At 35.0% G+C, this 14,505-nt stretch carries 14 protein-coding genes; all 14 read left to right on the plus strand.

Annotated elements, in window-relative coordinates; translation table 11 throughout:
* Window positions 1–261 precede the first annotated feature (261 nt).
* Window positions 262–1,047, plus strand: coding sequence for a 2-oxo acid dehydrogenase subunit E2 (locus ACOXY8_RS08175; RefSeq protein WP_458331082.1), 786 nt, complete (start codon window positions 262–264; stop codon window positions 1,045–1,047).
* 279 nt (window positions 1,048–1,326) lie between these two features.
* On the plus strand, window positions 1,327–1,929 hold the full coding sequence (locus ACOXY8_RS08180; RefSeq protein WP_458331083.1) for an outer membrane beta-barrel protein: 603 nt from the start codon (window positions 1,327–1,329) through the stop codon (window positions 1,927–1,929).
* A gap of 826 nt (window positions 1,930–2,755) precedes the next feature.
* The gene (locus tag ACOXY8_RS08185; protein WP_458331084.1) at window positions 2,756–3,424 is read left to right on the plus strand and encodes a DUF2975 domain-containing protein; all 669 of its coding nucleotides are present in this window, start codon (window positions 2,756–2,758) and stop codon (window positions 3,422–3,424) included.
* Window positions 3,425–3,426: 2 nt separating this feature from the next.
* Window positions 3,427–3,630: a helix-turn-helix domain-containing protein gene (locus tag ACOXY8_RS08190; protein ID WP_458331085.1), complete on the plus strand. Its 204-nt coding sequence runs from the start codon at window positions 3,427–3,429 to the stop codon at window positions 3,628–3,630.
* Between the two features lie 136 nt (window positions 3,631–3,766).
* Entirely contained in the window at window positions 3,767–5,548 is a 1,782-nt protein-coding gene (locus tag ACOXY8_RS08195) for a serine hydrolase domain-containing protein (protein WP_458331086.1), read from the plus strand.
* A gap of 308 nt (window positions 5,549–5,856) precedes the next feature.
* Window positions 5,857–6,285, plus strand: a complete 429-nt coding sequence (locus tag ACOXY8_RS08200; protein ID WP_458331087.1) for a DUF1801 domain-containing protein — start codon at window positions 5,857–5,859, stop codon at window positions 6,283–6,285.
* Between the two features lie 183 nt (window positions 6,286–6,468).
* On the plus strand, window positions 6,469–7,653 hold the full coding sequence (locus ACOXY8_RS08205; RefSeq protein WP_458331088.1) for a hypothetical protein: 1,185 nt from the start codon (window positions 6,469–6,471) through the stop codon (window positions 7,651–7,653).
* 105 nt (window positions 7,654–7,758) lie between these two features.
* Window positions 7,759–8,217: a DinB family protein gene (locus tag ACOXY8_RS08210; protein WP_458331089.1), complete on the plus strand. Its 459-nt coding sequence runs from the start codon at window positions 7,759–7,761 to the stop codon at window positions 8,215–8,217.
* 56 nt (window positions 8,218–8,273) lie between these two features.
* Entirely contained in the window at window positions 8,274–9,905 is a 1,632-nt protein-coding gene (locus ACOXY8_RS08215) for a MutS-related protein (RefSeq protein WP_458331090.1), read from the plus strand.
* Window positions 9,906–10,747: 842 nt separating this feature from the next.
* Window positions 10,748–11,914 carry a hypothetical protein gene (locus ACOXY8_RS08220; RefSeq protein ID WP_458331091.1) on the plus strand — a complete coding sequence of 389 codons (1,167 nt, stop codon included), beginning with the start codon at window positions 10,748–10,750 and terminating at the stop codon, window positions 11,912–11,914.
* The gene (locus tag ACOXY8_RS08225; RefSeq protein WP_458331092.1) at window positions 11,893–12,354 is read left to right on the plus strand and encodes a hypothetical protein; all 462 of its coding nucleotides are present in this window, start codon (window positions 11,893–11,895) and stop codon (window positions 12,352–12,354) included. The genes ACOXY8_RS08220 and ACOXY8_RS08225 overlap by 22 nt, the downstream gene beginning before the upstream one ends.
* A gap of 6 nt (window positions 12,355–12,360) precedes the next feature.
* Window positions 12,361–12,900 carry a hypothetical protein gene (locus ACOXY8_RS08230; RefSeq protein ID WP_458331093.1) on the plus strand — a complete coding sequence of 180 codons (540 nt, stop codon included), beginning with the start codon at window positions 12,361–12,363 and terminating at the stop codon, window positions 12,898–12,900.
* A 36-nt stretch (window positions 12,901–12,936) separates the two neighbouring features.
* Entirely contained in the window at window positions 12,937–13,599 is a 663-nt protein-coding gene (locus ACOXY8_RS08235) for a hypothetical protein (RefSeq protein WP_458331094.1), read from the plus strand.
* A gap of 266 nt (window positions 13,600–13,865) precedes the next feature.
* Window positions 13,866–14,399: a GNAT family N-acetyltransferase gene (locus ACOXY8_RS08240; protein ID WP_458331095.1), complete on the plus strand. Its 534-nt coding sequence runs from the start codon at window positions 13,866–13,868 to the stop codon at window positions 14,397–14,399.
* Window positions 14,400–14,505: the final 106 nt, after the last annotated feature.

The raw sequence follows: 14,505 nt of genomic DNA on the forward strand, positions 1-14,505 counted from the left end.
CAAAAATGTTACTCAGAGCACGATGAACCATGGTTTATATTTCCAGCTAAGTGATACTCCAAACTACTTTTCCAAAATCAATTGAAACGCTTTTCACGTGTCTCAATTAGTTAGAGGAATCCAGTCTGTCCTCAAGTAATTTATCCCTCCCGCACCTTCAGTAATATTTTTTCAAATTTGTGGTATATTGATAATGGTTTGAAATAGCCATCTTAGAGTTCTGCAAATCGTTGTACGCCGTACTAATAAATGCTATTGTAAATGGCTGATTATAAGATTCATAAATTTCCAAAATCAAGAATTGCAACAAATGATGTTTGTGCCATTGGACTTCAAAAACATCATATTCCTGCATTAATAGAAATTGATGTATCTGAAAGTAGGGAAAGAATAAAACTGCATAATAAGAATGAAAATAGGATTTCCTTTACGGCTTGGCTGATAAAGGAGATAAGCGCTACTATTAAGGATTACGAGGCTGTTACAGCATACCTTCAAGGAAAACAAAAGATCATAGTATTTAATGATATTAATGTATCAATTACTGTTGAAAAGGAGCTGAACGGCCAAAAAATACCGATCCCACTAATAATTGAAAAAGCCAATGCACGTAGTATTGAGTCAATAACCAAGCAAATAAATGAAGCGAAGTCCCAAGTACTTAGCAAGGAAGATTTAGTCCTTCAAAAGAAATCAAATAGAGTTGAGCGGCTCTACTATTTGCTTCCCGGATTCATCAGGAGATATTTTTGGAAATACCTGATTAGTCATCCAAATTTTGCTTTTAGTAAAATGGGTAACGTAGCCATAACATCAGTCGGGATGATAGGAAATGCAAATGGCTGGTTTATTCCTATATCCGTTCATCCTATTTGCTTTGGCATTGGGAAAGTTTCCAAACAGCCAATTGTGATAAATGATAAGATAGAAATTAGAGAAGTACTGAAAATGACTGTTTTGCTAGACCATGATGTAATTGATGGTGCAGAAATGGCGAGATTTATAAGTAAGCTAACTGCCAATATTGAGAAGGGTTCGCAATTATGAAAATGCAGGAAAACAAAGCAAAAATCAACAGAAACTTAAAGCTAACCCTTGTTTTTAGTGCCTTAAATAAAATGTTGAATGTGGATTGATAGTCATATAGTCCAAAATTTATTAGATTTTACCTAAGCTTAACAGAGTTAAAATATTTTTATTGAAATATAATTAGTGAATATTCTATGATGAAAAATCATAATGACTAATGACCAAAATCATGAATAATTCAAATTAAATGACTGAAATTCATATCGTTAATCTAAATGAATTTTAAAGTCAACAATAATGAAATTAAACAATAATCTTTATGGGAAAGCTATGTCCGTAATGATTTTAGCTTTTTCTTTAGTATGTGTTTCACAAAACACTTTTGCACAGGATCGATGGAGTTTCGAATTACGGCCAGGAGTAAATTTTCCAATGGAAAAATTAGGAGAAGCTAATCTTAATACTGGTTTCGGAGCTGAAGGCAACTTTGCCTACAGATTTATGCCACATCTGGCAGTATACGCAGGGTGGAGCTGGAATAAATTTGGCTCTGATCAAAAAATAGACGGTACTAGTTTAGACTTTGAAGAAACAGGATATAGTTATGGCCTTCAATTTATTCATCCAATAGGAGATTCTAAAATTAGTTATTTAGCTCGACTAGGTGGATTGGCAAATCATATTGAGGTTGAAAAGGGCGATGATATTATTTCTGATTCTGGCCATGGCTTTGGATGGCAGGTAGAAGGAGGGTTGGCAATACCTCTAGGGGAAAGGTGGACATTGATGCCAAGCTTGCGCTATAGATCCTTAAGCAGGGATATTGAAATAGAAACGATTCCTACTTCGGCAGATCTTAACTACCTCTCTTTAGGATTGGGAATTACATTAAAATTTTGATTACTAAATAGGTTAGGTGGCCTTTCGAGTGTTTTAATCATATATCGGACGTGATAATTGACTGATTAATTTTATCTGTCTAGCAAGTACTCTTAACCTAAATCAGTATTGAGTAGATTTTGAGTGACAACCTTGTCTTCAATTTGATATCAAGGAATTTTTTAATACTAAGGAATAAACCCTTCAATGGCATTGCTATCTTGAAGGGTTTGTTTTTTTCATTTTCACCAATTGATTAGCTAATTTTTATAGTTTGTTTACCAAGGATTAGGCATTATTTAATATGACTTGAAATTCTATATGGTGTAAGAATCAAGCTGCAAAAAAAAAAATACATCTACAATATGCCTGCGCCTGCCGGAAGCATAATGCTTATAGCTACTCGATAAATTATTGATAAATACATAAAGGAAATTCCATTTGCCAGTCGAAGAGACTTCAAGACCTTGCGGAAAGATTTTAGCACTTCAATAGGATGAGGAATACACTTCCCCAGTAACTACCGGAATATTCTTAAGGATTATTGCAGAAGTAAACTATGAAAAATTGCGGGAGGGAAAATCTATGTACGAAATAACCCCCTTTTGACGAGCAATAAGTCCATCAAATCCGCTAACAAATAAACTTAATTTGGGCCAAGAGTTTCTACTGCAACAAATTGAAAATGAGATGAAATAATTTTCTAGCCAGCAATTAACGCTGATCCATAAAACCATTACGAAGCACGCATCTATTCATCATAAGAGATTGATTTTTTTATGTAAAACATAAAATATTATTTGCATAACATTCAATCATCGTGTTTATTTGTCAAAAAATAAAAACGATGATTAAACCGAATTACAAAAATGGAATTAAGGTGCTCCAGTTTTTGTCAAGCCTTGCTCTTTATGCATCAATAGCATTTGCTGTGTACGTAGTGGGTGCTTTTATTTTCACGCTCAACGACGAAGGAGAACTTATTTCTACTTGGGATGTGGAGGTTAGTGAAGTTTCCACGGACTTTCAATTGACACCGCTAGGCTCTTCCATTAATGACCCAAAACTCATTATTGACAAGGGTACGATACAGTTTTCTTCAGATGCGATTGGTTATTTCCTGTTAAAGTTTATTGATGCTGTCATTGTCATTGCTGCTATCATTTACATGATTATCCTTCTCAAAAGGACGCTTAATTCTATATATCACCAACACCCATTTAGTATTGAAAATGCTCAAAGGATAAAATACATTGCCATTTTACTAATGGTTTTTAGCCCATACTGCCTCATCAGGAGTTTGGTTTATCGTGGCTACATCATCAATAACATAAGCATTGGAGAGAAATCGTATGTTGATTTTTTCAATTTCTCTTCAGCTGCTGGATCCAATCAATTATGGTTAAACTTGGACTTGAATCTCCAATCATTAATTACAGGCATTGTCTTATTCGTGATTGCCGAGGTATTTAGGGTTGGTGTTTTAATTAAGGAAGATAACGATTCGATTTTATAGCTATGCCTATTATTATAAATCTAGATGTGGCTATGGCCAAAAAGAAAATGTCATTGACTGAGCTGTCCGAGAAAGTCGGAATTTCTATGACAAACTTATCATTGATTAAAAAAGGGAAGGTGAAAGGTATACGCTTTAACACTTTGGAATCCATTTGCAAAACACTGGAGTGTAAGCCTGGTGATATTTTAGATTTTGAAGAATAGCTATTCTAAAGAAGCTGCACCCATTTTTCATTCACCATAAACAATGTGTATCAAATTGAAACATTCATACACCATTTTAATAGTTCTCCTTATTACAGCTTTCCAGCATTTTAATGTTGAAGCTCAACAACATAGAATGGCTGACTTGGAATCTGAAATTTTGCAAATTTTAGACGATCATAATATTCCAGGAGCGAGCGTTGCATTGGTTACAAAAGATAACATTATTTGGAGTGCTTCATTAGGACTTGCTGATATTGAGAATAATATCCCAGTTACCGAGCAGACATTGTTCTCCCTTGGATCCATTTCTAAAACCTTTTTATCGGCTACAGCAATGATTGCGGAGGAACGAGAATTACTCAACATTAATGACCCCATCAATAAGCTTGCTCCATCCTTGCAATTCAGCAATCAATGGGAAAAATTGAGTCCAGTAAGACTTATCCATCTACTTGAACACACATCCGGTTTCGACGAAGCGCATTTTAATCTATTCCCTGTTGCGAATTCAAGCACTCCTTTTGAAGAGGTGATGAAAATCAGTGAACAATCACTTGAAACGCGCTGGGAACCAGGTAAATATTTTGAGTATAACACACTCGGCTATGTTGTAGCAGCATATATTCTCGAAGAAAACATTGGTGAATCATTCTCAAGTTTTGCAAGCAAACAAATATTACTGCCGCTTGGGATGGACAATGCCACTTATCATCCAAATGATTCTACTACCGCCCATTTTTCTAAGGGCTATGCAGGAGATGTCAATATAGTAGAAGTGCCCTTTCCAGATATTCCACAATGGCCAGCAGGCACTTTGACCACAAAGGTTGATGGCATGGCAAATTTTATTCGTATGCTATTAAATAATGGACAGTTTGAAGGTAAGCAAATATTGACTGAATCATCTGTTAAAAGAATGGAAACACCCGAAAGTTCGATTCGAGCAGAAGCAGGTATTGGATATGGTTATAGCAAAGGCATTCAAGGAACATTTGAAAAAGGAAACCTATTTTATGGGCATTCCGGAAGAGCGGGAGGGTTTTTGTCAGAGTTTGGATACTCTCGAAATCTTAACCTTGGGTACATCATTTTAATCAATAATGTAGATGGAGGGAAGGCTATTAAAGCCATTAAATCAGTACTTCTTTCTTCAATTTATAGACCTGAAATTGAACCGGAAAAAGAGATTTCTGAAATTGATATCACATTACAAAATGAAATACTAGGCTTTTACCAGCCCATCACTTCGGTTCCTCAATTGGGAGAAATTGCTTATTTCATTTATCGGCTGATAGATATGCCTATTATCGAAGAAAAAGATGGTCGCTTATATCAATCATCAATATTGGGTGACAAGTTAGAGTTGTTACAAGCTGGCAACCTATTGTTTAGGAATGCTGGCGAACCCATGGCATCTTCTGCCTTTGCACAAGATGTGGAAGGAAATTGGCTATGGCTAACAAATGATGCGTCGTACAAACAAATCCCCAGTTGGTTCGGATATACACAATTTTATATGGCATTAATATGCATTCTCATAATCGCTATGGGATTTATAAGTCTAATTGTATGGATTCCTCTGCGCTGGCTAAGAAGGAAAAGAGAAAATATTCAACTTCAATTATTTCCCCTCCTCTCCATCTCCTCTTTAGTTGGTATGATCGCATCAATATTGCTGTTTTATAATCCGGAAAAGATGTATAGCCTTGGTGCTGTTCTCTTTCTAATCTTTGGCTGGCTGTTCTTCATACTATCCTTTTTGGGTTTAGTAAAATTGTTGGTCAATGTATCTAAAAATATAAAAGTGAATACATGGCTAAAATACCATGCCTTTATAATCACGATTGCCTGCTGTATTAGCTCATTATACCTCCTCTATTGGGATATTATTGGGCTGAGGCTTTGGAGTTATTGATTAAGAATATTGTTTAATGAATTCCTAGTGGGAAACTATGGTAAAAGATGATAAATTCATGATCTATGACAGATGCCACTTACCACTCGCTATTGGGGATATTGATGATAATACTGGGGGTTTTGATACTACTTTTCAAAATTCTAAACCCAATGAATAAGGATGCAAATGAAATTGAAAAGTCCGCTCATTATCAAACAATTATATTAGGAATATTTTTAGTAATTATTGGTTTAATAACCATCTAATTATGAAAAAAGCCTAACCCATATCGAAGTGAATTTATATATTGCCTCAAAAGAATAGAAATGGGAAAACTAGTATTAAAAACAAACCCAAAATTTGAGGAGAAATTTTCCGCCTACCCAACTCACATTAGGGAGAAAATGGAATTTCTAAGGAAGCTGGTAATTGAAACTGCAGAAGAAACGGAAAGTATTGACCAGCTTGAAGAAACCTTGAAATGGGGCGAACCGAGTTTTGTAACTAAACACGGAAGCACGCTACGCATGGATTGGAAAACTAATTCACCTGACCAATACGCGATGTACTTTCAGTGTACAAGTCGCTTAGTTGACACATTTCGTATAGTATTTGAGCACAAATTTCAATTCGAAGGAAACCGAGCCATTGTGTTTCCACTCAAGCAAAATATTCCCGTGTTGGAATTAAAAGAATGTATCAAAGCCACATTGACTTACCACAAAGTGAAACACTTGATGACTTTGGGGATTTGATTAATGAGGGCTCACAAGAAAATCCCGCTTTTTAAAAATTTAAGCAAGTTGTAATGGCCGAGTAGCCACAGTTAGACTAATTATGATAGTTAAACATACTGAACAGAATTATGAGCCTAATTTTCTTTTAATAGTCATAAATTATATTTAAGTCATATTCCATATTCTAATTAAACCTTAAATATGAACCATCGCTTCTTATTCCTCCCGCTTTTTTTGTTTCTACATGTTTCTTGCTCCTCAAGTAATGACAATTTTGTTGAAGAAAACGCCATTTCTACCTACGAATTAGCAAAAGTCGATTCTATCATTGTGGACTTTATGGAAGAAATCCATTTGCTAGATTATGATACGGAAAGAGACATTTTTCTAGGATACAATCAAAGAAGTGGAGATTATATTGAGTTTGATAATGAAGGAGAAATTTTGAATCAAGTGAATCTCTTGAGTGATGGCCCGAATAATCATGGAGGAACTGGATCATATCAGGTAAACTATTTGGGAGATGGTAAAATTGGGGTGGCGGGAGTAGGGAGATATTATATCTATGATCAAGATTGGCAGCTTATCGACAAAATTGATTACCAACCCATGAAGGGTGCCTATATAATTATGGCGGGAGGTTCAATCGCCTACCTTACAAATTCCCGTCCGCAAGCCAAAAATGCAAGTACCACTACTATATTGGGTTCTGGCTTTTTTGTGCTTAAAAAAGAGGATCACAAAAATCCATTTCTATTCAGTCTAGACTTAAAAACAGCCGATGTAGAACCCTATCACTTCCTTCCAGACTCAAGTTTGTATTTGACTTCTAACACCTTTTATCCTGGCTTGGCTGATGTGATTATTTCCTATAACTATGACAGAAAGGTGCTGGAGCTTATCCATGAACTTGAACCAGTTATTTATACCTACGATTTGGTAACCAATCCACCCCAATTACTTAACAGCAACCAATTTGAATATGAAAATCCCAATGAGCTAAAGGGAGTTTCCTATGATGTGCCAATGGAAAATCTAATTGGCAATACTTTGTATGAAAGCTTGAATCAGATTTTTACGGGGTTTTATTCATTCGACGATCGGCAGCTTATCCAATACCGTGAGCGTAAAGCTGGCTCAGAGCTCATTGGTGCAAATGAAACTGACCAAGAAAAGCTCAGAGAATTCAGAAACTCAAAGGCGAATACGAGGGCTTACTTAATTAAAGATGGAAAGCGCATTTCGCATGATTTCCCAATGGCAGAACCTATGATTGGACTACAACTCGGAAATGGTCAATTCCTATCCACCAATTACGTAGATCCCAATATTGAGCGCGACAGCCAACTATTTTACATTTATGAACTTCAGAAGGTTGAAAATTAAGTTTTCTGCCTAAATGCAGTCCACAGAGGGTCGTGTTAATTAGCAGTTTTAATCTTTTGTTCGCGATATTTATCTCGTTAACTCGATACATATCTATTTAAAACTATGAAAACTAAAACAGACCTATTACTTGAACTTTGGCTGGAAGCCAGAACGCGATTTAGCAATCAATTGGAGAATCTGACTGAGCAAGATCTACAAAAGAAATTGGGAGAGTCACCCAATTCTGTTGGCTTTCTAATTCGCCATATTGGTGAGGTGGAACTGCTATTTGCCAAAAATGTATTTGGCGAAAGCACAATAAAAGTGACTGCCAAAACGGTGATAGATAAACATGATACAGGCGAATGGACAGACTTGGAAGCTTTGAAAAGCTATGTGTCTGAATCCTTGGAAAAGCTAAAGTCCATAGTAGAAAAACAAACCGATGAAGATTGGCAAAGCAGCATTAGCACTAAAGAGTTTGGCTCAAAAACCAAAGCAGAGGCTTTTGGAAGAATAATATCCCACACTGCCTATCATGCCGGGCAATTGGCTATTGTGAATAAATATGGTAGGGCGTAATTATGAAATCAACCGCTTTTGTAATTAGCTTGTGGTAAAGTAGGCCTAAAATAAAAATGTTCAAATCACAAAAGAAGAAAAAAGAGGAACTCTTAGCTAACTATTCCAAGATAAAAAATGGCACCTTTTACTTTAATAGAATAAGGCAGTACTTTTTGAATAATGATACGTCAACTGCATTTCAAGTAATCTCTGACAAAACTTACGAGGATCTGGATTTGGATGAGTTATTTATGTTCATTGACAGAACTTCATCTAAGATCGGGCAACAGTTCTTATACCATGCCTTGAGAGTTATCCCTAGCAATAAAGACAGATTCGACAGATTCGAAGACTTAATTAAGGTTCTTAATGCAAATAATGAACTCAAGGAATCTACTTTGGAGCAGCTATCAAGGCTAAATAGCAATGATGCTTATTATATTTCTTCCCTATTCCAGGAGAATCATCTCCCTAAACCTAAATGGTTTTGGGTCGTCCCAATTCTTTCCCTTACAAGTATATTAACCATTATTCTGTCTATATTTTTCCCTCAGCTCCTTATCATATTGATACCGATTCTTGGAGTCAATTATTTCATCCATTACTGGAATAGAGAAAAATTCACTCAATACAGTGGGTCAATACTTGAGTTATTAAAACTAAAGCAGGTAGCTAAAGAATTGGCGAAAACAGAAGTGCTTTCTAAAACGAATAATGAAATTAACAATGCAATCATGGCGATTGACAGCATTGGGTTTCAGATGTCCCTTTTTAGATTAGAAGCAAAGCTTCAGAGTGATATAGGCCAAGCATTAGAAGGCTTCCTTGATATTGTAAAAGCATTATTTCTTATTGAACCTCTTGTGTTCTTTAATGTGCTCAAAGAATTTGATTCTAAAAGGAATGAGATTCACCAGTTATTTAAGCTTGTGGCAGAAATTGATGTGGCAATTTCTATTGATTCATTAAGAAAAGACCTTCCGTACTATACTATTCCGAGATTTGAGAATAAGAAGGAGTTGCTCGCAAAGGACATTTTTCACCCACTCCTCCCAGACTTTGTGGCAAATTCTATTGAGAGCCATCAGAAGTCCGTTTTATTGACAGGCTCAAATATGTCTGGTAAAACCACATTTATTCGTACTGTTGGCATCAATGCTATTGTTTCCCAAACGCTGAATACCGCTTTTGCTCGGGAGTTCGCAATCCCACCTCTAAAAGTCCATTCAGCTATTAGAATCTCTGATGACATAATGAATGATAAGAGTTATTATTTTGAAGAGGTCCTTACCATAAAAATGATGGTTGAGGAAAGCAGGTCTGGTGTTCATAATCTTTTCTTATTAGATGAAATGTTCAAAGGGACAAATACGGTAGAGCGTATTTCAGCAGGAAAATCTGTGCTTTCTTACTTAGCAAAACAGGGTAATATAGTTTTCATCTCTACCCATGACCTTGAGTTGGCAGCGTACTTAGAAGATAGCTTTGACCTTTACCATTTTACGGAAGTAGTTGAAAATGATAGCATTTTATTTGATTACAAAATCAAACATGGGCAACTTAAAACTACTAATGCAATCAGGATATTAGCGCTAAATAAGTATCCGCTTGAAATAATTGATGAAGCAAAAAAAATATCGACACAGATTAGAGACGAAAAGCATTTACGGGATACAAATTTTCTTGGGGATAAAAAAAGAATATGAAAAATTAATGATTGATGAATTTAACTAGCATAAAAAGTTTGCCTACAAAGTTACTTACTAGAAGCCGGCTATTATGTATTTAACGGCAAGAACAAATACCTTTTTGCTCAAAACGAAACCCATTAATCTCTAAATATCCTCCCGCTAAACTAAATATGATTCGCTTATGAATTTAAGTTGTCCTTAAATATCATATTTAAATCACCTTGAAAATGAAAACTATTAAATACTAAGTGCGTTTAGGCTATTATAGATAATCCTCCCCTAAGGAAAGCTCTAATTTTTTCATCTTTTAAATTTTTTCTGTCTTAAACTTAATTTAAGCTAAAAACCATTCTGTCTAAAACTAAAAAAAGACTGCCTAAGGTTATGGTTTTAAGGAAGAATCCTGAGCTTTTAACGATGTTCTTATCAATGAATTTTAACAGTCATGTGTTATTTTCTAATGAAATATGCGGAAGTCTTCAATTGTGTATTCCAATGACTCTCCTCAAAAAGCTTAAAAAATAATACCCAGCTAAACGTATGCTTTAAACATTTAGCAAGTCAGACTATTATTACTGACAAGTGATATTGGAAATCTGATTGGTATAGTCAGCCGTTATTCATGCTCAATGTAAAGTGATTAGGCCTGAGTAAAGAAGATATATTCAATGGGCTCAGTCGATTTTGGAGCTTGAATTTCTGTTCCAACTTTTTTTAAACGATCACTAAGAAACTATTTTTTAAAATTTTTAAACCTATCAAAAAGCACCTAAGGCCATGTTCGGCCAATAACATCTGTGGTAAAAATTTAAGCTTTCAATGATTGAAACTACTTATTCAAATTAATTAAAAACACAATGAAAAAACATTTATCCTTTATAGTTCTATTTATCTTCACTTTGGGTTTGGCTTACGGCCAAGAAAGAGTTGTAAAGATAGATTTTGAATCCAGTTCATTTTTGAACACACCATCTATACCATTTGATAAGCCATTTGGAATCATTGGTGAGGCTGGTAAAGAAGTAGAGCTGGTTAAAGTAAATATTTCCTACGAAGGGAAAGATTATATTTTACACAAGTTCGTTTGGAATAGACTCGAAGGCAATACTTCTGAAACGTTCAATATCGTGGTACCTGCAATATTGAAATCCAATACGAAGTACGATTTTGAGATTGTTACCTACAAACTGCTAAGTAGCAATCAAAAAGAGACCTTGCTTAATAATGTGGAAGAGCGAGTGAGATTTTTACTCTCTAACAACATTTATTTTGATGGAAAGAATGTGGTCGTCAATAAGCCTAAAAATGTTTATGAACAATTAGGCCAATTAATAAGAGAATCGTTCCAGTATCATGAATCAAAAAATCTTCTAGAAATTGAGGCTCCTACGTCTTTGGTATTACAAGAACTGAAAAACCAAAGCAAGTTTAAGTTTGGCAGATTTCTACGAAGAGAATCAAATACAGAGAAAGATGAAATTAGTAGTCAACTCATATATGAAAAAATCGACCACCTAGTCGAATTAGTTAAATCTGAGTTAGCCCCATTCATTAATAGCCAGATAGTCCAACATCACAGAAAAGTAAATATTAAATCAATTGAGACGGATAAAGAACCATTTACGCTTCCCATTAATGTTGGAATGTATGCGTGGAGCAAATCGATTGACATTGATAATAGAGAAATTAAAAACGTCAATTTTACACCTGGTGCAGGCCTAACAATCCCTTTTAATAATAAGAGTAAGCTAGCATCAAACTCACGAATGTTTGATTCATTTGGATATTCAGCAGGAGTTTTATTTCAGCCAATCAAAGATGCGAATGGCACCGAATATACAACACCTGGAGTTGACTTACCGGTGTACACAGGTATTGGCTTTAGAATGTTTAAGGTGATTCGCTTAAATGTAGGCGGCATAATTCTAGGTGAGAAAGGATCTCAGAACTTCAAAAAATTATCAGTAATACCAACTGTTGGAATGTCCTTAGAACTAAACTTATGGCTTGGAATAAAAAAATAACCTCAATTGGTGCCATTTTCATCATTGCCATTTTCATAGGTGCCTGCCAAAGCCAAAAAGTCGGTTTTGTAGGTTTATATGTTGACGAATCGAATGATCAAAATGCTGCGTCTCTCTCTAAAGAGCCAATTCCTTTGCTGACCGACGCGGTTTATGCAAAAACTGTAACTCTTCCAGTAAGCAAACCTGATCGTTTGGAAAGGACAATGAGAATGCTACAAATCAGTTCCACAAACGCTGAACTTTTAGACCGAATTGATTCATCAAGTGCAGTTTTAAATTCATTATCTCAATTGCATATTCGGGTAGATTCCGTTGAAGGTCACTTGAAGGTGAATTCAAGTATTTTAAGATCAAACTCGCAAGACTTGCAAGATCTAAAGCTTACAAAGCTAAATACAGAAAAGCCGCTACCGCAAACTCAGTTTAGAACTCAGTAAAGGCCATTGATTGTAACTGATTCTGTTTTTCTTAATAACGAGACTCCCTTACAACTAAGAGCTGCGATAAAAAATGATAGCATACTAATTGTAACCTATGATTCTGTTTCAAATAATGAACTGATTCAGAGACTTTATTCAGAAATTCCAGCTAGACAAAATCAAATTGGCAAAGGAGATTTCATTTTTTCAGATCCTGTAGAGGGTAATGAAATGGAGGAAAAAATTGATACTACCCTTATTATTTTGTATTATGAAATGGGTAAAACAACTTCTAAAAGTTACTCTTTAGAATCGCTAAATGAACTCCTGAGAAATGAGAATATAACTAAGATAGAGCTCTCAGGATACACGGATGCATCTGGCAACAAGGCTATTAACGAAAGAATAACCAATTCTCGAATAAATTACATGTATTCGAAGATCAGTTCTTATATATCAGTCAAGAAAATATTTACGCAGAATTTTGGGAAAACTTTCGCTTCAGAAACCATTATTCCGGAAGAACGAAAGCTTGAAATCAGAATTTTCGCCAAGAGAAATTAAATAAACCGTAAAATTTAAAATCACAAATAATTAACTATGAAAGTAAAAATAACAAATGTAGAGACAGTAAATGAAGTTCCTTCATATTGGACAAATGAAGATTATTCAAACCTTTTAAAAGAATTTGATTTTCCTGAAACAGATACGATTAAGAAAGAAAACCTAAAGGAGATGTTGCATATGGCGATCACTGATTTTGATCCTAATGAGGCTGCCAGCATTATCTTAAATTACAAATTGGGTGACACATTAAATGAAGGCCAAATTCAATCAATAAGCCATGAAATGACGGTCGACAAAGTAGCGGAAGAATACCCTGAGCCTAATTTACACTATGATTTATTCAGCATAAACCAATTGCTATACAAGGCTTTCAATGGAAAATTCCCAAATACTGAGGCTACTTTATTAGCATTTGAGATTTTGGATGATGATGGTATCGAAATCAGTGACGATAGAGAATTGCTAGCAAAAGTAATTGCGGGAGGTTTAAGGGAAAATAGTTTGGTGAAAAGGTTATATGCAGACCAACTCGAAGGAGCTGTCAAATTTGAAGATGCACATAAATTCATCTGGAGTATCGATAATCCTGAAAAAAATAAATACCAAATTCTGACTTCCAAGTATTGGATTGATAAAGGAGACGTAACCACAGCCGAAGACTATACTGTTGAGATAGCTCACTTTGAAGAGGAATAAGCTTAATGGCTTTTAATTCTATCTTGTATAGGATTAAATGAGAATCACTTTTCCGGGTTTTATTAGGATTAGTGACTCCATTTGCTTGGATTTGTAAAAAACATTGATCTCTGAAGATTGGGTACTAGAAAACAGCTCTTTTGAAAGACAATTGCTAAATATTTTGCTACTTTATATATAGCTTTAATTGCTCACAAAACTAGCTGGGGAAATATCCAACAAATGAATGGGCAATTACCCAGCTTTCAAATTTCACTAAGCAAAAATTGACAAAACAAGCTCAATTAGAAACAGAACGGACGATTATGCGTAAGCTAAGCATTGATTACGCTGAGGATTTTTATGCTCTAAATTTAGATAAAGATGTGCTGAAATATACAGGAGATCTAGCATTCGACTCAATGGAAGCAGCCAAAATATTTCTTGCAAATTATGATCAATATGAAAAATATGGCGTTGGCCGAATGGCTGTAATTGATAAGCGCAATAATAAATTTATCGGTTGGTGTGGGCTAAAATATTCACCCGAGAAAGATGAATATGATATTGGCTTTAGATTCTACAAGGAATATTGGAATCAAGGTTTTGCAACAGAGACAGCCAAAAAATGCCTTGAATTTGGGTTTCATAATTTAGCCTTAAGCGTAATTGTAGGCCGGGCAATGAACGCGAATTCAGCCTCAATAAAAGTCCTCGAAAAATTAGGAATGTCCTATAAAACCACATTTGACTTTAATGGACGAGAGGGACTAATCTATGAAATTACGTATAGTGAGTATTTAGCTAATTTTTTTGGCTAGTTAACATATCAGACGATAGGTATTTATAATCATATGAGTTGAATCTTAAACTGGACAGGAAAGACTAGTTCAGAATCCTCCGATTTCATATGCAATTGTTTCAATA

This window comes from Peijinzhouia sedimentorum, from assembly GCF_049340005.1.
Lineage (GTDB): Bacteria > Bacteroidota > Bacteroidia > Cytophagales > Cyclobacteriaceae > CAXBDP01.

What these genes read in the sequence shown, in the direction of transcription:
- ACOXY8_RS08175 (WP_458331082.1), top strand. Translation starts at nt 262, where the DNA reads ATGGCTGATTATAAGATTCATAAATTTCCAAAATCAAGAATTGCAACA.
- ACOXY8_RS08180 (WP_458331083.1), top strand. Translation starts at nt 1,327, where the DNA reads ATGAAATTAAACAATAATCTTTATGGGAAAGCTATGTCCGTAATGATT.
- ACOXY8_RS08185 (WP_458331084.1), top strand. Translation starts at nt 2,756, where the DNA reads ATGATTAAACCGAATTACAAAAATGGAATTAAGGTGCTCCAGTTTTTG.
- ACOXY8_RS08190 (WP_458331085.1), top strand. Translation starts at nt 3,427, where the DNA reads ATGCCTATTATTATAAATCTAGATGTGGCTATGGCCAAAAAGAAAATG.
- ACOXY8_RS08195 (WP_458331086.1), top strand. Translation starts at nt 3,767, where the DNA reads ATGGCTGACTTGGAATCTGAAATTTTGCAAATTTTAGACGATCATAAT.
- ACOXY8_RS08200 (WP_458331087.1), top strand. Translation starts at nt 5,857, where the DNA reads ATGGGAAAACTAGTATTAAAAACAAACCCAAAATTTGAGGAGAAATTT.
- ACOXY8_RS08205 (WP_458331088.1), top strand. Translation starts at nt 6,469, where the DNA reads ATGAACCATCGCTTCTTATTCCTCCCGCTTTTTTTGTTTCTACATGTT.
- ACOXY8_RS08210 (WP_458331089.1), top strand. Translation starts at nt 7,759, where the DNA reads ATGAAAACTAAAACAGACCTATTACTTGAACTTTGGCTGGAAGCCAGA.
- ACOXY8_RS08215 (WP_458331090.1), top strand. Translation starts at nt 8,274, where the DNA reads ATGTTCAAATCACAAAAGAAGAAAAAAGAGGAACTCTTAGCTAACTAT.
- ACOXY8_RS08220 (WP_458331091.1), top strand. Translation starts at nt 10,748, where the DNA reads ATGAAAAAACATTTATCCTTTATAGTTCTATTTATCTTCACTTTGGGT.
- ACOXY8_RS08225 (WP_458331092.1), top strand. Translation starts at nt 11,893, where the DNA reads ATGGCTTGGAATAAAAAAATAACCTCAATTGGTGCCATTTTCATCATT.
- ACOXY8_RS08235 (WP_458331094.1), top strand. Translation starts at nt 12,937, where the DNA reads ATGAAAGTAAAAATAACAAATGTAGAGACAGTAAATGAAGTTCCTTCA.